This window comes from Arthrobacter sp. 24S4-2, from assembly GCF_005280255.1.
GTDB lineage: Bacteria > Actinomycetota > Actinomycetes > Actinomycetales > Micrococcaceae > Arthrobacter.
In genome coordinates this window covers 4,018,788-4,037,264 of sequence record NZ_CP040018.1, presented here as the reverse complement: position 1 = coordinate 4,037,264, position 18,477 = coordinate 4,018,788, and the positions used below count along the sequence as shown (strand labels likewise).

The 18,477-nt window shown below is 66.8% G+C and carries 13 protein-coding genes and 1 pseudogene; 9 read left to right on the top strand and 5 right to left on the bottom strand.

Going from position 1 to position 18,477, the window contains the following annotated elements; all coding sequences use genetic code 11:
* The first annotated feature begins 2 nt into the window (after positions 1–2).
* The 7 genes and pseudogenes from FCN77_RS18675 to FCN77_RS18645 all read left to right on the top strand — a co-directional run bounded on the left by FCN77_RS18675 (position 3) and on the right by FCN77_RS18645 (position 10,808).
* A complete protein-coding gene (locus tag FCN77_RS18675; RefSeq protein ID WP_011692749.1) occupies positions 3–350 on the top strand; it encodes a holo-ACP synthase in 348 nt (115 codons plus the stop codon).
* A 52-nt stretch (positions 351–402) separates the two neighbouring features.
* A pseudogene (locus tag FCN77_RS18670) lies at positions 403–1,928 on the top strand (NAD(P)H-hydrate epimerase).
* A gap of 89 nt (positions 1,929–2,017) precedes the next feature.
* Positions 2,018–4,291 (top strand): glycogen debranching protein GlgX, encoded by a 2,274-nt coding sequence (glgX, locus tag FCN77_RS18665; RefSeq protein ID WP_137323475.1) that lies wholly within the window; start codon positions 2,018–2,020, stop codon positions 4,289–4,291.
* A complete protein-coding gene (gene treY / locus FCN77_RS18660) occupies positions 4,288–6,669 on the top strand; it encodes a malto-oligosyltrehalose synthase (RefSeq protein ID WP_137323474.1) in 2,382 nt (793 codons plus the stop codon). Before glgX ends, treY begins: the two co-directional genes overlap by 4 nt.
* Positions 6,666–8,414, top strand: coding sequence for a malto-oligosyltrehalose trehalohydrolase (gene treZ, locus FCN77_RS18655; protein ID WP_137323473.1), 1,749 nt, complete (start codon positions 6,666–6,668; stop codon positions 8,412–8,414). Before treY ends, treZ begins: the two co-directional genes overlap by 4 nt.
* 97 nt (positions 8,415–8,511) lie before the next feature.
* Complete coding sequence (mgrA, locus tag FCN77_RS18650; protein ID WP_137323472.1) at positions 8,512–9,561, top strand: L-glyceraldehyde 3-phosphate reductase; 1,050 nt, start codon at positions 8,512–8,514, stop codon at positions 9,559–9,561.
* Between the two features lie 161 nt (positions 9,562–9,722).
* A complete protein-coding gene (locus tag FCN77_RS18645; protein ID WP_137323471.1) occupies positions 9,723–10,808 on the top strand; it encodes an inositol-3-phosphate synthase in 1,086 nt (361 codons plus the stop codon).
* A 120-nt stretch (positions 10,809–10,928) separates the two neighbouring features.
* Here FCN77_RS18645 and FCN77_RS18640 read toward each other — a convergent pair whose 3' ends face one another.
* Positions 10,929–11,552, bottom strand: a complete 624-nt coding sequence (locus FCN77_RS18640) for a MerR family transcriptional regulator (protein WP_137323470.1) — start codon at positions 11,550–11,552, stop codon at positions 10,929–10,931.
* 100 nt (positions 11,553–11,652) lie between these two features.
* Here FCN77_RS18640 and FCN77_RS18635 point away from each other — a divergent pair, with 100 nt between their 5' ends.
* The gene (locus FCN77_RS18635; protein ID WP_137323469.1) at positions 11,653–12,165 is read left to right on the top strand and encodes a DUF2306 domain-containing protein; all 513 of its coding nucleotides are present in this window, start codon (positions 11,653–11,655) and stop codon (positions 12,163–12,165) included.
* Between the two features lie 76 nt (positions 12,166–12,241).
* On the opposite strand, the gene FCN77_RS18630 is transcribed toward FCN77_RS18635, so the two are convergent.
* The 3 genes from FCN77_RS18630 to mshA form a co-directional block, all read right to left on the bottom strand.
* Positions 12,242–13,201, bottom strand: a complete 960-nt coding sequence (locus FCN77_RS18630) for a DUF559 domain-containing protein (RefSeq protein ID WP_137323468.1) — start codon at positions 13,199–13,201, stop codon at positions 12,242–12,244.
* 179 nt (positions 13,202–13,380) lie between these two features.
* Complete coding sequence (locus tag FCN77_RS18625; protein WP_137323467.1) at positions 13,381–15,078, bottom strand: formate--tetrahydrofolate ligase; 1,698 nt, start codon at positions 15,076–15,078, stop codon at positions 13,381–13,383.
* Positions 15,079–15,143: 65 nt separating this feature from the next.
* Positions 15,144–16,409: a D-inositol-3-phosphate glycosyltransferase gene (gene mshA / locus FCN77_RS18620; RefSeq protein ID WP_137323466.1), complete on the bottom strand. Its 1,266-nt coding sequence runs from the start codon at positions 16,407–16,409 to the stop codon at positions 15,144–15,146.
* A gap of 109 nt (positions 16,410–16,518) precedes the next feature.
* On the opposite strand from mshA, the gene FCN77_RS18615 reads away from it, so the two are divergent.
* Positions 16,519–17,055, top strand: a complete 537-nt coding sequence (locus tag FCN77_RS18615) for a GNAT family N-acetyltransferase (RefSeq protein WP_137323465.1) — start codon at positions 16,519–16,521, stop codon at positions 17,053–17,055.
* 24 nt (positions 17,056–17,079) lie between these two features.
* Here FCN77_RS18615 and FCN77_RS18610 read toward each other — a convergent pair whose 3' ends face one another.
* Positions 17,080–18,453, bottom strand: a complete 1,374-nt coding sequence (locus FCN77_RS18610) for a 6-phospho-beta-glucosidase (RefSeq protein WP_137323464.1) — start codon at positions 18,451–18,453, stop codon at positions 17,080–17,082.
* Between the last annotated feature and the right edge of the window lie 24 nt (positions 18,454–18,477).

The window sequence follows — 18,477 nt, the reverse complement described above, 5'->3', positions numbered from 1 at the left end:
GCATGATTGTAGGCATTGGCGTAGACGTCGTAGACATTGAACGGTTCGGGCGGCAGCTGGAACGTACCCCCGGACTCCGGGACAGGCTGTTTGTCCCAGCCGAGCGTGAGCTGAACACGCGTTCCCTGGCCGCGCGTTTTGCGGCCAAGGAAGCGGTGGCCAAGGTCCTGGGTGCTCCGGCGGGCATGAACTGGCAGGACTGCTGGATCGGTCTGGACCAGAACGGACCCACGATCCAGGTCAAGGGCACGGTGCTGGCCGTTGCGGAATCCAAGGGCGTCAAGCGCTGGCACCTGTCGATGAGCCACGACGGCGGGATCGCCACGGCGACCGTCCTCGCGGAGGGCTGACGCGGACTTTCACCTGACAGCCTGCCCGGACCCAGCACCGATTGGACTGAATATGATCAGCGCCTACACCGGAACCCAGATACGGGAGGCTGAGCGGCGCTTTCTCCAGGCAAGCCTGGGCTCCGGTGCGGGCGCTGTTCTCATGCAACGGGCCGCCTATGGCCTGGCCAACGCCGTAGTCCGGGAACTCGCAAAGCGCGGGATCCGCGCCTACGGCGCCAGCGTTGCGGTGCTGGCGGGCAAGGGAAACAACGGCGGAGACGGACTGTTCGCCGCCGCATTGCTGGCCGGCCGCGGAATGCGTACGACGGCGGTGCTCACCGCTGGGGACGCCCACCCGGAAGGCCTCGCGGCCTTTGAACGGGCCGGCGGCCGCGCCCGGACCCTAACCGACCACAACGCGGGTGAGCTGGCAGCGGCAACCGCCCATGCCGACGTCGTAATCGACGCCGTGCTGGGGACCGGCGCCCGGGGCGGCCTCCGCGGCTCAGCCGCGTCCCTCGTGGAGCAGCTTAGTGCTGCGGCACACGGCCTGGTGGTGGCCTGCGACATTCCCAGCGGAGTGGACGCCGACACCGGCGAGGCCCATGCCCCGGTTCTGCCGGCGGACATCACCGTGACCTTCGGCGGTGCAAAGGTTGGCCTGCTTTCCGATCCCGGTGCAGATCATGCCGGACGCGTTGCGGTGATTCCCATCGGCATCGAAGACCGGCTCCCGTGGCCGGCGCTTCGGCGGCTCGAAGCCGAGGACCTGAGGGCCCTGCTGCCCCGGCCGGCCAGGCGCGCGCACAAATACTCCCGCGGGGTGCTCGGCGTTGTTGCAGGCTCCGCCGCGTATCCCGGCGCAGCCGTGCTTGCCTGCCGGGGGCCCTGGCCGCCGGCGTCGGCATGGTGCGTTACCTCGGGCCGCCGGAAGTCGCTGGGCTGGTCCGCCAGGCCTGCCCGGAAGTGGTCTGCAGCACCGGGACCGTGACCGAAACCCACGTCCAGGCCTGGCTGGTGGGCTGCGGCCTGGACGAGGCCGATGGGCAGCAGCTTCAGCGTGCGCGTGACGCCGCCGATTCGGGCCTGCCGACCATTGCCGACGCCGGCGCCTTGCCGGCACTTCCCGATGTGCTGGCCCCGCAGGTTGTCCTGACGCCCCACGCCGGCGAGCTGTCAGCGCTGCTGGGGCGCCTCGGTGAGGAGCTGGACCGCTCCGCCGTTGAGGCCTCCACGCTTGCCGCCGTGCGCCAGGCCGCGGGCCTGACCGAGGCCACGATCCTGTTGAAGGGTGCCACCACGCTTGTGGCGTCGCCCTTCCAGGACTTCTACAGCCAGGCGGACGGCACGCCCTGGCTTGCCACGGCTGGCAGCGGGGACGTCCTTGCCGGAATCATTGGGGCGCTGATGGCGCAACTGGGTTCCGACGTCGGACGCTTCACTGCGCGGGGCATCGATCCGGACGAGCGGTGGGCCGCCATCGGCGCCCTGGCGGCCAGCCTGCACGGCCGTGCCGGGACCCGCGCCTCGGCCGGCGGTCCCCTGACCGCCGGTGCCATCGCAGACTGCCTGCCCGAGGTGATGCGCGCCCTGTAACCATTGGCCGCGAAGCGCGGAAGCCACAATAGTAATCCTACTTACTAGTAGTCTGTCTAAAGATTTGTTCGTTCGCACGAGGAGTACACATGGAAGTCTGGCCCGGATCGGCATACCCGCTGGGAGCCACCTTTAACGGCACTGGCACGAACTTTGCGCTGTTCAGCGAGAGGGCTGAAAAGGTGGAACTGTGCCTCTTCGACGACAAAGGCGCGGAGAGCCGGACCGAACTCCTTGAAGTAGATGGCTACGTATGGCACTGCTACCTTCCCCACATCCAACCGGGACAGAAATACGGGTACCGCGTCCACGGGCCGTACGATCCCGACTCCGGGAGCCGGTTCAACCCGAACAAGCTGCTGCTGGATCCGTATGCAAAGGCCGTGCACGGCCAGATCGACTGGGACCCGGCGCTGTTCTCCTACAACATGGGCGATCCCGATTCCCGCAACGATGCCGACTCCGCGCCGCACATGATGATGGGCGTCGTCATCAACCCGTTCTTCGACTGGGACGGCGACCACGCCCTCCGCGTGCCGTACCACAAATCGGTCATTTACGAGGCCCATGTCAAAGGCCTGACGCAGCTGCATCCGGAAGTGCCTGAGGACCAGCGCGGCACGTACGCCGGCGTGGCCCACCCCTCCGTCATCTCCCACCTGCAGAAGCTCGGTGTCACGGCGATCGAGCTCATGCCGGTGCACCAGTTCGTCAACGACGGCATCCTCGAAGACAAGGGCCTCAACAACTACTGGGGCTACAACACCATAGGCTTCTTCGCCCCGCACAACACGTACAGCTCCACGGGTGACACCGGCCAGCAGGTGCAGGACTTCAAAGCCATGGTCCGCTCGCTGCACCAGGCGGGCATCGAAGTGATCCTCGACGTCGTGTACAACCACACCGCCGAAGGAAACCACCTGGGCCCCACGCTCTCCTTCAAGGGCATCGACAACGCCGCCTACTACCGGCTCATGGACGGCGACGAGAAGCACTACATGGACTACACGGGCACCGGCAACTCGCTCAACGTCCGGCACCCCCACTCCCTGCAGCTGCTCATGGACTCCCTGCGCTACTGGGTCACCGAGATGCACGTGGACGGGTTCCGGTTCGACCTCGCCTCCACCCTGGCCCGCGAGTTCTATGACGTGGACAAGCTGTCCACCTTCTTCGAACTTATCCAGCAGGACCCCGTAGTGTCCCAGGTAAAGCTCATCGCAGAGCCCTGGGACGTTGGCCCCGGCGGCTACCAGGTGGGCAACTTCCCGCCCCAGTGGACGGAATGGAACGGCAAGTACCGCGACACCGTCCGCGACTTCTGGCGTGGAGAACCGGCAACCCTGGGCGAATTCGCCTCCAGGATCACCGGCTCCGCCGACCTCTATGAGCACTCCGGCCGCCGCCCGGTCGCCTCGATCAACTTCGTCACGGCCCACGACGGGTTCACACTGTCAGACCTGGTGTCCTACAACGAGAAGCACAACGAGGCCAACGGCGAGAACAACAACGACGGCGAATCCCACAACCGCTCGTGGAACTGCGGCGCCGAGGGCCCCACCGACGATCCCAAGGTCCTCGGGCTCCGCGCCCGGCAGCAACGCAACTTCATCGCCTCGCTGCTGCTCTCGCAGGGCGTGCCCATGCTGCTTCACGGCGACGAACTGGGCCGCACCCAACAGGGAAACAACAACGGCTACTGCCAGGACTCCGAACTGACCTGGATCAACTGGGACACCGTGGACCAGCCGCTGGTTGAATTCACTGCCGCCGTGAACGCGCTCCGGCACAAGCACCCCACGTTCCGCCGCAGCCGCTTCTTCGACGGCAGACCGGTGCTCCGCGGCGAGGGAGAAAGGCTTCCGGACATCGAATGGCTGGACGTTGACGCCTCCACCATGACGCCGGAAGACTGGGACAGCGGCATCGGCCGTTCGGTTGGCGTATTCCTCAACGGCGACGGCATCCGGGGCCGGGACGAGAGAGGCCGGCGGATCACCGACGTCAACTTTGTGATGTACTTCAATGCCGACGACGACGAAGTTAAATTCACGCTGCCATCCGACGAACACGCCCCGGCCTGGGACATCATCATCGACACCGCAGGGCACAATGCCGATACCGAACCGGTGATGGCTGGCGGTGTCTTGGCCGTGGACGCCAAGTCCCTCGTTGTGCTCCGTGCGCACAGCACCCCCGAAGTCGAACCTGACCACTCTGTGGCGGCCTCGCTCGCGGCATTGTCGCAGACCACCACCAGCGACACGGCAACGTTGACCAGCCCGGTGGTCCCGGATAGGGCAGCCTCGGCCAAAGTCATGAAGTCGAAGCCAAAGCCGAAGCCGAAAAAGTCCAAGTCATGAAGACGCCCGTCTCCACTTACCGGCTCCAGATCCGCCCCGCGTTCACGCTCCAGGACGCTGCCGCCACTGTGCCCTACCTGAAATCGCTGGGCGTGGACTGGATCTACCTTTCCCCGATCCTGACAGCGGAGAAGGGATCGGACCACGGTTACGACGTCACCGATCCCTCCACCGTGGACCCCGACCGCGGCGGCCCGGAGGGGCTGGCCGCAGTGTCCCGGGCAGCGCGGGACGCCGGACTGGGCGTGCTCGTGGACATTGTGCCCAACCACGTGGGAGTGGCATCGCCCCACCAGAATCCCTGGTGGTGGTCACTGCTCAAGGAAGGCAAACAGTCGCGTTACGCCGAGGCGTTCGACGTCGACTGGGACTTCGCCGGCGGACGCGTCCGCCTGCCCGTGCTGGGCAGCGACGACGACCTCGACAAGCTGGAAATCCGCGACGGCGAACTCCGCTACTACGACCACCGGTTCCCGCTGGCGGAGGGGAGCTTCGCCGATGGGGACGACCCCCGTGACGTTCATGCCCGGCAGAACTACGAACTGGTGGGATGGCGCCGCGCGGACAACGAGCTGAACTACCGCCGCTTTTTCGCCGTCAATACACTGGCGGGAATTCGGGTTGAAGTCCCGCGCGTGTTTGACGAGGCGCATGCGGAGGTTGTGCGCTGGTTCCGTGAGGGGCTGGCGGACGGGCTCCGGATCGACCATCCCGACGGGCTGGCGGACCCCGAGGGCTACCTCCGGCGACTCCGCGAAGCCACCGGCGGGAGTTACCTGCTGATCGAGAAGATCCTGGAGCCGGGGGAGGAGCTGCCGGCTTCCTTCGAGTGCGAAGGGACCACCGGCTACGACGCGCTGGCGGACGTGGACCGGCTTTTCGTCGACGCCGAGGCCCAACAGGCCCTGGACCAGCTCGACGGCAGGCTCCGCGGCGGAGAACCCGCGGACTACGAGGAGATGATCCGCGGAACCAAACGCCGGATCACTGACGGCATCCTGCACTCCGAAATCCTCCGGCTGGCACGGTTGATTCCGGCCGAAACCGTTCCCGCCGGGACGGGGTTTGACGCAGGGCAGGCCGCGGACGCGATCGCAGAGATCATCGCCGCTTTCCCGGTGTACCGCACCTACCTCCCGTTCGGGGAGGACGTCCTGAAGGAGGCCTGCGCGCTCGCATCACGGCGGCGGCCCGAGCTGGCGCGGGCGGTGGACCTGCTGCAGCCGCTGCTGCTGGACGGCGGTTCGGCGCTTGCACAGCGGTTCCAGCAGACCTCCGGCATGGTGATGGCCAAGGGCGTGGAGGACACCGCCTTCTTCCGCTACACCCGTCTGGGCACCCTGACGGAGGTGGGCGCCGACCCCACCGAGTTCGCCCTCGACCCGGCGGAATTCCACCGCCGGATGGCGCGGCGGGAAGCTGAGCTGCCCCTCTCCATGACCACGCTCAGCACGCACGATACGAAGCGCAGCGAGGACACCCGGGCCAGGATTTCCGTAATTTCCGAATCCGTGGCGGAATGGGAAAAGGTGCTGACCAGGCTCCAGGAACTGGCACCGCTGCCCGACGGGCCGCTGGCCAGCCTCCTGTGGCAGGCCATCGCCGGCGCCTGGCCGGCATCAAAGGAACGCCTGCAGCAGTACGCCACCAAGGCTGCCCGCGAGGCCGGGAACTCGACCGACTGGCTCGACCCGGACGAAGCGTTCGAGCAGCAGCTGGCCGCCGCCGTCGACGCCGCGTTCGACAATCCGGACGTCCGTGCGGAGCTGGGGGCCTTCGTGGCGCTCCTTGAGCGGTACGGCGCCGCGAACTCGCTGTCCGCCAAACTCGTGCAGCTGACCATGCCGGGGGTCCCGGACGTCTACCAGGGCACCGAGTTCTGGGACCGTTCCCTCACCGACCCGGACAACCGCCGGACGGTCGAATTTGCCGCGCGGCAGGAGGCTCTCGCCGCCCTCGACGCCGGTGAGCGCCCGGCGTCGTACCAGGACGACGCCGCCAAGCTGCTGGTGACCTCCCGGGCCCTGCGTCTGCGGCGCGACCGGCCGGAGCTGTTCAGCGGCTACACGCCGATCGCTGCGACCGGTCCGGCCGCGGCACACCTGGTGGCGTTCAGCCGCGGAGCCGATAATGCCGGCGCCGGTGCCTCCGGTGCTTCCTCGGCCGGCGCCATCACGCTGGCCACCAGGCTGCCGCGGCGGCTGGAACAGGCCGGCGGGTGGAAGGACACCACTGTGGACCTTCCGGTGGCAATGACCGATGAGCTCACAGGCAACAGCTTTGGCCCCGGTCCCGTCGCGGTTGCCGACGTCCTGGCCAGCTACCCCGTTGCACTGCTCGCTCCTGCCACCTCCCAACGATCGGAGAACGACGGATGACCACTCCCGCAAGCGAACGCTTCGATATCTGGGCCCCCGACGTCAGCGCCATCACCCTGGTCGCGGACGGCACGGAATACCCGATGAGCCAACGCGGCCAGGGCTGGTGGACGGCCCCGGCCGCCCCCTCCGACGGCGAGGTTGACTACGGCTACCTGCCGGGGACCGACACCACTCCGCTGCCGGATCCCCGGTCCCGGCGGCAGCCCTCGGGCGTCCATTCCCTGTCCCGCACTTTCGACCCGTCGGCCCATGAGTGGGCGGACGGGAACTGGCCGGGCCGGGAACTGCAGGGCGCCGTCATCTACGAACTGCACATCGGCACGTTCACCCCGGAGGGCACCCTGGAGGCCGCGGCCGGAAAGCTGGGCTACCTCAAAGAGCTGGCCGTCGACTTTGTGGAACTCCTGCCGGTCAACGGCTTCAACGGCACCCACAACTGGGGCTACGACGGCGTCCTCTGGTACACCGTCCATGAGGGCTACGGCGGACCTGCCGCCTACCAGCGCTTCGTGGACGCCGCGCACGCCGCCGGCCTGGGCGTCATCCAGGACGTGGTGTACAACCACCTTGGTCCCAGCGGTAACTATCTGCCCCGGTTCGGGCCCTACCTGAAGTCGGGTGCGGGCAACACCTGGGGCGACTCGGTGAACCTGGACGGGGGCGGGTCCGACGAGGTCCGCCGCTACATCCTGGATAACGCCGCCATGTGGCTCCGGGACTATCACGTGGACGGGCTGCGGATCGACGCCGTGCACGCCTTCAAGGACGAGCGCGCGGTCCACCTCCTGGAGGAGTTCGGTGCACTGGGAGACGCCATCTCGGCGGAGAGCGGCCGGCCAATCACCCTGATCGCCGAGTCCGACCTCAACAACCCCCGGCTGCTGTACCCGCGGGATGTCAACGGGTACGGCCTTCAAGGGCAGTGGAGCGATGACTTCCACCACGCGGTCCACGTGAACATCAGCGGCGAGACCGAGGGCTACTACAGTGACTTCGATTCGCTGGGCGCCCTGGCCAAGGTCCTGCGCGACGGCTTCTTCCACGACGGCAGCTACTCCAGCTTCCGCGGCCGGCACCATGGACGGCCCATCAACACCGGGCTGGTGCACCCCGCGGCGCTGGTGGTGTGCAGCCAGAACCACGACCAGATCGGCAACCGCGCCACCGGGGACCGGCTGTCCCAGTCGCTGTCCTACGGCCAGCTGGCCGTGGCCGCCGTCCTCACGCTGACGTCCCCGTTCACCGCCATGCTCTTCATGGGTGAGGAATACGGCGCCACCACGCCCTGGCAGTTCTTCACCTCCCACCCGGAGCCGGAACTGGGCAAGGCGACGGCGGAAGGCCGGATCAAGGAGTTCGAGCGCATGGGGTGGGATCCCGCCGTCGTGCCTGATCCCCAGGACCCGGAAACCTTTCGCCGTTCAAAACTGAACTGGGCCGAGGCCCTGGAAGGTGACCACGCCCGCCTCCTGGAGCTGTACCGTGCGCTGACGGCGCTGCGGCGTTCCACGCCCGAACTCGCCGGACTGGGGTTCACGGACACTTCGGTGGACTTCAGCGAAGAGGACGGCTGGCTGCGCTTCCGGCGGGGCGATGTTGCCGTGGCGCTCAACTTTTCGGAGCATGCGGTCAAGCTTGACGACGCCGGCGGCTCGCTGCTGCTCGCCACCGACGGGGCAACGGGGCCGGATGGTGCCTCCCTGGTGCTGGCGCCCTGGAGCGCGGCCATCTTGAAGGCTTAGCCCCCTGTTGCGGCGCCGCGGGCTGTTTGTGTCAGCCCGCGGCGTAACAACGGTCTTGTTGGCTGTAGCGTGCGTCACAACTGGCAGGATGGATCGTATGACTTATTCGGCAGCGGACAACCGCTATGAATCCATGCCCTACCGCCGCGTCGGACGCAGCGGCCTCAAACTCCCCGCCGTCTCCCTCGGCCTCTGGCACAACTTCGGCGACGACAAGCGCTTCGATGAGCAGCGTGCCATCCTCCGCCGCGCCTTCGACCTCGGCGTCAACCACTTTGACCTCGCCAACAACTACGGGCCGCCGGACGGATCCGCCGAAACCAACTTCGGCCGCCACCTGCAGGACGATTTCAAGCCGTACCGCGACGAGCTGGTCATCTCCACGAAGGCCGGCTATTACATGTGGCCCGGCCCGTACGGCGAGTGGGGCTCCCGCAAGTACCTGATCTCCAGCCTGGACCAGTCACTGCAGCGCATGGGCCTGGACTACGTGGACATCTTCTACAGCCACCGCCCGGATCCGGAAACGCCCATGGAGGAAACCATGGGGGCGCTGGACTACGCCGTGCGCTCCGGCAAGGCCCTCTACGCCGGCATCTCCTCCTACACGCCGGAGCAGACCCTCGAGGCTGCCCGGATCCTGAAGGAGCTCGGCACCCCGCTGCTCATCCACCAGCCCAGCTACTCCATGCTGAACCGCTGGACGGAGAACGGGACGCCCAACCTCTACGAGGCACTCGAAGAAGTTGGCGCCGGCTCCATCGCGTTCTCCCCGCTGGCCCAGGGCATGCTGACCGACCGCTACCTGAACGGCGTCCCGGCCGATTCACGCGCGGCAAAGGAGCGGTTCCTGTCCGAGTCGGCGCTGACCGAGGAGAAGCTGGACCGGGTCCGCGGACTCAACAGGATCGCCGCCGGCCGCGGGCAGTCGCTGGCGCAGATGGCCATCGCCTGGATCCTCCGCGACCAGCCCAGGGGAACATCCGTCACGTCCGCACTCGTGGGGGCATCCAGCGTCAGGCAGCTGGAGGACACCCTGTCCGCCATCAACAACCTGGAGTTCACGCAGGAGGAGCTGACGGCGATCGACGAGTTCGCCGTCGAATCCGATATCAACCTCTGGGCACAGAACCCAGCGAACGCGTAACAGAACTGTCCCTAACAAATAACCGGGGCCGGGAACAACTCCGGCCCCGGCGGTGTTGGTTAGAATGCAAAGGGCGCCCAATGGTGCCGTGCCCATCAGCCGCCGCCGTGCACCAGAGTGCGGCCGCGCCGGGCACCTGAAGTTGTTCTCAAAGGAGTTCCGTGTCTTCAAATCCGATTCGTGTTGCCATTGTCGGTGTAGGTAACTGCGCCGCGTCCCTGGTCCAGGGTGTCCATTACTACCGGGATGCCGACCCCCAGGCCACGATTCCCGGTCTGATGCACGTGGAGTTCGGCAAGTACCACGTCAACGACGTTGAATTCGTTGCAGCCTTCGATGTGGACGGCAAGAAGGTCGGCGTTGACCTGGCCGACGCCATCCTGGCCAGCGAAAACAACACCATCAAGATCGCCGATGTTCCGCCCACTGGCGTGACGGTCCTGCGCGGCCACACGCTGGACGGCCTCGGCAAGTACTACCTCGAGACCATCGAGCAGTCCCCGGCAGAACCTGTCGACGTAGTCCAGGCCCTCAAGGACGCCAAAGTCGACGTCATGGTCTGCTACCTGCCCGTTGGGTCGCAGAAAGCCGCCGAGTTCTACGCCCAGGCCGCAATCGACGCCGGCGTAGCCTTCGTCAACGCCCTGCCGGTGTTCATCGCCGGCACCAAGGCCTGGGCGGACAAGTTCACTGCCGCGGGCGTGCCGATCGTGGGCGACGACATCAAGAGCCAGATCGGTGCCACCATCACGCACCGTGTCATGGCCAAGCTCTTCGAAGACCGCGGCGTCACGCTGGACCGCACGTACCAGCTGAACGTCGGCGGCAACATGGACTTCAAGAACATGCTGGAGCGCGACCGGCTCGAGTCCAAGAAGATCTCCAAGACCCAGGCCGTCACCTCCAACGTCGAGGCCGAGCTGGCCGCCAAGGACGTCCACATCGGCCCGTCGGACTACGTCCAGTGGCTCGACGACCGCAAGTGGGCCTTCGTCCGCCTCGAAGGCCGCAACTTCGGCGACGCCCCGGTCTCGCTCGAATACAAACTGGAGGTCTGGGACTCACCCAACTCCGCCGGCGTGATCATCGACGCCATCCGCGCGGCCAAGATCGGCCTGGACCGCGGTATCGGCGGCCCGCTGCTCTCGGCTTCCAGCTACTTCATGAAGTCCCCGCCCGAGCAGTTCAACGACGACCTCGCCCGTGAAAAGGTTGAGGCCTTCATCCGCGGAGACCTGGAGCGCTAAGCACTCGGTCCTCCGCCCGCGGCGCTCTCTCACTTTTGGTGGGTTTTGGCGCGACGCTCTCTCACTTTTGGTGGGTTTTGGCGCGACGCTCTCTCACTTTTGGTGGGGGAGCGTTGTGCTTTAAAGATCCTGGTCGTAGCGCCGGATGGCATGGCTGGCCTGGGCAAGGGCGAGGAGCTTCAGCAGCAGTTGGCTGTGCATGTGCATGCCGACGGCGGCCGTAAGAATAAGCTGGTCAACGCTGTCAGGGGCAGTCGTGGCCGCAATGTCGAGCCCGGCGACATCGTCCATTGCCTTGCTGTAGGTGTCCAGGAGTTCGCGGGACACGGGGATATGCAGGCCGTCCATCAGTCCCAGATGGACGTTCAGAGCGTTCCGGGCGTCGCTTGGGTAATCGGGCCAGCTTCTGAGGCGTACGACGGCGTCGGCCGCCGGGGTGGGGACGTCGCCGCTACCGCCGGCGGATGTGTCCAGATTCAGCACCACGCGCTGAACCGCCGCTAAGAGCGCAAGTCGCGGGGCGCCGTCGTCGGCTATTTTAAGAAGGCCCCGGATCTGCTCGATGTTCAGTCCGACGATGCGGCGGAGCGCCTGGATCAAACCGAGGCGCTCGACATGCCTGGCCGAATATTCAGCGCGGGTTGCGTTGACTGTCTCGCCCGGCGGCACCAGGCCCTCGCGCAGGTAGTACTTGATGCTGGCCGCCGCAACTCCCGACTGCCCGCTCAGCTCCTTGAGCTGCATGCCCGCTTTCCTTCCTGCCGGCCGCGGATCCATTGGATAGCGGACCCGGGGCCAACTATCCTGATGTACACGCATTGGATAGTGACTCTATCTTAAGGGTATGGACCACTGGAATGTACTGCTTGTCAGTCACGTGATCGCCGCGCTGTTTGTCCTCACGATTGGCCCCTTCCAAATTCTTCGCCGACGCCGTGACCGCATCCACCGCACCATGGGATATCTGTGGGTGGCGGCCATGTACTACGTCTGCTTCAGCAGTTTCTGGATCGTGACGGCCGGGCATTTCACCTGGCTGCACGGGCTGTCTGCGTTCACCATCGTGACGGTGACTCTGGGGCTGGTCAGCGCCATCCGACGCAACATCCGGTCGCACCTGGGGAACATGATTGGCAGCTACATCGGCATTGCCGTGGCGTTCATCTTTGCCGCCACAGTGCCGGGCCGGGCCATTCCGCAGCTTCTCGCCGAGGACCCTGCCACCGCGGCCTACGTTGCCGGGCTGGTGGTGCTGAGCGTGGCGGTGGTGTTCGTTTCGCTCAAGCGCGGCGGCCGCAGGGGTGGCCCGTCGAGCGATTCGAAGGATCGGACGCTCTCTCACTTCCTGCAGGTCTAGGCCCGATCCTCGCTCACTTTTGGTCGGTTTCGGCGCGATCCTCTCTCGCTTCCTGCATGTTTGGAGATAGCCCTCTCTACCCGGCGTCGGCAAAGCCTGACGCGCAGGGATGATCTAGCCAAGCGGTGCGCAGTGTCCGCTTGATCTTCCCTGTGGTCCGTTGGAATCCATCGGCAAGATCCTCCTTGCGAACTATCAGGACAGTCCAGCCAGCCGATTCGAAAGCCTTGTCACGCCGTCGATCACTAAGGGCCTGGGCGTCAACAAGGTGATGTCCGCCGTCGTACTGGATGGCGATCCGCCGGTGACGGTAACCGAGATCGGCAGTCGGGGATTTGGGATCACCGTCCCGTAATGCCAGTTGGAGGTCAGGTTCGGGCAGGCCGGCGTCGGCCATTGCCAGGCGGAGCAGGGATTCGGGCGCGGAGTCGGCGCCGACCCGCATCAGGTCCAGAGCTTGCCTGGCGCGGACAACGCCCTGCAGGTTTGGATGGCGGCCGACCAAGGTGCGGAGCCCGTCCAACGTATCGAACGGCAGTGAGCGGTCTTCGAATTCCATCCGCGGAACGCGGATGATCTGGTCGCCCATGCACACCAGATCACTCACCGACAGCCGCCTGGCCAAATCCAGCCAGGTCCGCGATCGCGTACTGATGCGGATGCCGTCGACCGATTCAATCTCGTCTTCCCGCGTCAGTACCGTGTGGCCAAGTATGCCCTTGCGGCGCGCAGAGGGTAGCGACCTGGGCTTGCTCAGATGTAACTCCGTCGAGTCCGCGAGCCAGGGCGGCAACAGTAGGCACCTGAGGCGTGCTGCAGTGACGTGTGAGATCCAGGCCCCGGGTGATGCGGCAGACAGCGCCCGAGCCGCGGCTTCCAGCTCAAAGCTCCAATCCGACGGCCGGTAGAGTCCGCGACCCACATGGACCACGTCTTTTCGCCGCAGCCTGTTGGCGGAAACACCAGAGGCCCGCGCCGAATCCAACGTGAACGGTGCCGTTGCCAACGGCTTGGGCAGATTGTTGCGCATGTGCATGCTGGCATTGTGGCCCGAAACGTGGCGATGCTGCAGAAGTTATCCACAGGCATCGTGGGACGCGGCGGAAAGTGAGAGAGGGTCCCGGGAAAGGCGGCGGAAAGTGAGAGAGGGTCCCGGGAAAGGCGGCGGAAAGTGATAGAGCGTCCCGGGAAAGGCGGCAGGAAGTGAGAGAGGGTCTAGAAGAGGCCCAGGGGCTTGCCGGTGTCGTCCACGTCCATCCGCATGGCCGCCGGGACCTTGGGCAGGCCCGGCATGGTCATCACCGCGCCCGTCAGCGCCACGATGAACCCTGCGCCGGTCTTGGGAATGAGGTCCCGCACGTGGACCGTGAAGCCTTTCGGCGCACCCAGTTTGGTGGCGTCGTCGCTGAAGGAATACTGCGTCTTGGCCATGCACACCGGCAGTCCGGCCCACCCGTTCTTCTCGATGTCGGCCAGGCGTTTGAGGGCGGGCACGGAGAAGTCCACGCCGTCGGCCCCGTACATTTCCTGCACGATGGTGCGGATCTTGTCCTCCACAGACAGTTCCAGCGGATACAGGTGCCGGAAGGTGTGCGGGGCGTCGAGCGCGGCAAGGACCTTGGCCGCGAGCTCGTCGCCCCCGTCGCCGCCCCCGCCGCGGCCCCAGACATCGGCCACGGCGGCCGGCACGCCTTCGCCGGCGCACCATTCCATTAGCCAGTCCAGCTCCTCCGGCGTATCCGTGGCGAACTTGTTGATGGCCACCACGGGCGTGATCCCGAACTTCTCCACGTTGCGGATGTGCTGCCGGAGGTTGGCCACGCCAGTTGCAAGAGCCTCCACGTTGGGCTCCTTCAGCCGGTCCTTGGCCACCCCGCCGTGCATCTTCAGCGCCCGCACGGTTGCCACGAGGACGACGGCGGACGGCGCCACGTCAGCCACGCGCGCCTTGATGTCCATGAATTTTTCGGCCCCGAGGTCCGCGCCGAAGCCGGCCTCGGTGACCACGATGTCCGCCAACCGTCGGGCGGCCTGCGTGGCGATCAGCGAATTGCAGCCGTGGGCGATGTTGGCGAACGGCCCGCCGTGCACCAGCGCCGGAGTGCCGGCGATGGTCTGGACCAGGTTCGGCTTGATCGCATCCCTCAGCAGCATGGCCAGGGCACCCTGGACCCCCAGGTCGGCCACCGTGACGGGCTCACGGTCATAGGTGTAGCCGAAGGTGATGCGGCCCAGCCGTGCCCGGAGGTCGGCAATGTCCGTGGCCAGGCAGAAGACCGCCATGATCTCGGACGCCGCGGTGATGTCGAAACTGTCCTGCCGCGGGGTGCCCTGGGCAGGTCCGCCGAGGCCGATCACCACTTCGCGGAGCGAGCGGTCGTTCACGTCCAGGACCCGTTTGAAGGTCATCCGGCGGGGGTCGATGTTGAGTTCGTTGCCCTGGAAAATATGGTTGTCCACCAGTGCCATCAGCGCGTTGTTCGCGGAAGTGATGGCATGGAAGTCGCCGGTGAAGTGCAGGTTGATGTCCTCCATGGGCAGCACCTGGGAGTAGCCCCCGCCGGTAGCACCGCCTTTCATGCCGAGGACCGGCCCCAGGGACGGCTCGCGCAGCGCGATCATCACCTTCTGCCCCGCACGGGCCAAGGAATCCGCGAGGCCCACGGTGGTGGTGGATTTGCCCTCGCCCGCCGGAGTGGGGGACATCGCTGAGACGAGCACCACCCGCCCCGGCGGACGTTCCGGGGCGCCGGCCGGAACTGTGAGCCTGGCGGGGTCGATCTTCGCCTTGTAAGGGCCATAGAGTTCCACGGCGTCGGCGTTGATCCCGGCCGCGGTTGCGATCTCCCCGATGGGGCGCATCGTGGCGGCTTGGGCGATTTCAAGGTCACTCATGGCGTTGGTGTCAGACATCGTTGTCCTTCAGTTCGTGGCTTCGGGGGTATGCCGTCCGGGGTTTCCGGCCGGCGCTGCCCGGCTTATGGCGTGTGGCCCACCGGGATTCTGTGACTGTCAATGTTCTGGTCGACGGCGGCATGGTAGCTCTCCAGCGTGATGGCTGCGGTCCGCTGCCAACCGAAGTTTTCGGCGTGCAGCGCTGCTGCTATCCCCATGTCCCTGCGCGTGGCGGGATCGTCGTAGAGCGCTTCCAGCACGTCGGCCCAGTCCGCGGGCTTGTGGCCCTCCACCAGCAGGCCGGTGCGTCCGTCGAAGATGGCCCGGGAGAGGCCGCCCACACGGGTGGCCACCACGGGCGTCCCGCAGGCCTGGGCTTCGAGCGCAACCAAGCCGAAGGACTCGCTGTAGGACGGCATCACAACGACGTCGGCGGACCGGAACCAGCCGGCCAGCTCCGGTGCGTTCACGGGCGGATGGTGGGTGACGACGTCGTCCATGCCGGCGGCGCTGATCAGCGACTTCAGGTCGAAGTCCTTGGCCCCGCTCAGGGCCCCCAGGATGGTTATCTGGAGATCGATGTCCGGGCGGCGCGAGCGAAGCAGGGCCGCTGCCTGGACCAGGACCTGCGGGCCCTTGAGCCGCTGGATCCTGCCGGCGAACAGCAGGTGGAACTTGCCGGCGGGAACTCCGAGCTGCGCCCGGGAACGGCTCCGGAACGCCGGGGTGAACACCGTCAGGTCAACGCCCGGGGGAGCCACGTCGATGTGGTCGAAGTCGGCGTTGTAGTGCGAGACGAGCTCGGCGGCCTCGGCCGGGGTGTTGGCGATCAGCCGCGCGGCGCCCTCGACAATCCGGTGCTCGCCGTCTTCGCGCCGGCGCGGTTCAGGCTTTTCGCCCGAGTGCAGGAGGAGGTTCTTGACCTTGGCCATGGTGTGCATGGTGTGCACCAGCGGGACGCCCCACAGCCTGGACAGTTCCAGCCCGGCCACTCCGGACACCCAGTAGTGCGAGTGGATGACGTCGTACCGGCCGTGCGGCTGGCGTTGGCGGATGCGTTCAACCTCTTCAACCATGCTGTGCAGCAGTTCGGGCAGCTCCTCTTTGGGCAGCTTCCGCGGCGGTCCGGAGATCACATTGTGGACGCACACGCCGGGATCCGGGTGCTCGACGGCGGGCTGTCCCACCGATGTGGACCGCGTGAAGATTTCCACTTCCACGCCGCTGGCGGCCAGCGCGGAGGCAAGTCCCCGCACGTACACGTTCATGCCGCCGGCATCGCCCGAACCGGGCTGTTCCATGGGGGAGGTGTGCAGGGAAAGGAACGCAATACGGCGGATCAGAGTCACGGTTCTCCCTTCGGCTGGCGGAACTGCATCCGATAAAACAGTACTCCTGAACCGGCCCGGCCCTCACGGCGGCACGTGCACTCTCAGCCCTCCTGCTAACGTGTCGCCTGTGAGCGCAACCGCAGACCCAACCGCAGGATCAGACACTCCCGCCGCCGGGTTCGAAATCCGCCCCGCCATCGAAGCTGATTGGCCCGGCATGTGGGCCATCCTGGAACCCGTGATCAGGGCCGGGGACACCTTCACCTGGGACCGTGACACCGCGGAGGACGAGGCGCGCGTCCGGTGGTTCAAGGACTCTCCGGGCCAGGCGTTCGTGGCCGTCCGGGACGATGCAGTGCTGGGGACAGGGGAGCTGCACGCCAACCAGGGCGGCGGAGGGAGCCATGTTGCCAACGCCGGGTACATGGTCCACCCGGACCACGGCGGCAAGGGGCTGGCCAAAGCGCTTTGTGCCTACTCGCTGGACGCGGCCCGGGCGGCGGGGTTCCGTGCCATGCAGTTCAACGCCGTGGTGGAAAGCAACGTCCGCGCGGTGGCCGCATGGCAGGCCATGGGCTTCGAAATCGTGGGGACGGTTCCGGAGGCCTTCCACCACCCGGCGCTCGGGTACGTGGGCCTGCACGTGATGTACCGGAAGCTTTAGTCCGGCAGGCTCTGGCCAGGCAGCCTAATCCTCGCCGCCCCAGAGCAGCCTGAGCGCGGGAAACGCCGCCTCGTACCCCGCCAGCAGCTCGACGGCGAGCTTGTCAGAGTCGATGAGTGGATGGCGGGCGAAAGCCCGGCGGGCGTGGTCCCTGTTCCCCTCCACCACGGCCGACACGGTCAGGCGCTCCACCTCCTTGACCCGCTGCATGAGGGCCAGCTGTGCGTCGCCCGGACGGTCCTGCGGCAGCGCCACCGCGCCGTCGGGAGTCACCACACAGGGAACCTCGACGACGGCGTCCGCCGGCAGGCCGGGAATCGCGCCGGCGTTGGGGGTATTCAGGATGAGCTCGGTGCCCCCGCGCCCGGACTGGAAGTCCACGGACAGGGCGCGCATCACCCCGAGGGCAACCCGTTCGTACCCGCCGCCGGCAAGGTCCTCTTCGTCCCGCTGTTCGCCGTTGGCGCGGGCCTCGGCCAGGTATCCCTCTTCCCGGGAGCGGCGGGCGGCGTCCCACAGTTCGTAGGCACCGGACCCGGCCGCGGCGAGGGCGGGGTACAGCTCCGACTGCTGCTCATGGATGGATTCGCCGCGGGTCTGCAGCGTTGCGCGGATGGCGCCTACGGCCCGGGCTGTGTCGTAGTAGTAGTACAGGTACTCGTTGGGCAGGCACCCCAGGGACTGCAGGAACGGCTGCGGAAAGAGGCGTCCCTCCTCGAAGCCGGACAGCGCCTGGGCGTCCGCCAAAAGCCCGGGCAGCAGATCCCTGCCGCCGGACTCCAGCCGGTACAGCCAGCCCAGGTGGTTGAGCCCGTAGTAGCCCACGCCGTCGAGCCTTCCGTCCGGCAGCGGCGCGCCCGCCGCCCGAGCCGCGCGGTGCGCCAAAGCGCCGGCCGAGTCGCAGATGCCGATCACCTGTTTGCCCAGCACGGGCACCAACGCCTCGGTGACCATTCCGGCCGGGTTGGTGAAGTTGACCAGCCAGGCGTCCGGGCATCGCCGCCTCATTTCGTGGGCCAGTTCCAGCATCCCGGGGATGGAGCGCAAGGCGTAGGAGATGCCGCCGGCGCCGGTGGTCTCCTGCCCGAGCAGGCCAAGGTCCAGCGCGACGCGTTCGTCGGCGGTCCGTCCCGCTGTTCCGCCCGGCCGGATGGCCGCGAACACCATGTCCGTACCTTCGAGGCCCTCGGCCAGGGACGCGGTGGTTCGAACCGCGGGGCCTCGGCCGCCGAGGGAAGATCCCAGAGCTGACAGGACGGCATTGATCGCGGCGAGCCGCAGGGGATCGACGTCGAACAGGACGAGCTCCCGCACCAGCCCGGCGAACGTGCCGGTGGAGAGCGCCCGGTAGACCAGCGGGACGCGGAACCCGCCGCCGCCGGCAATCATGAGCCGCATACCAGGCAGTCTATTCCGGGCAGG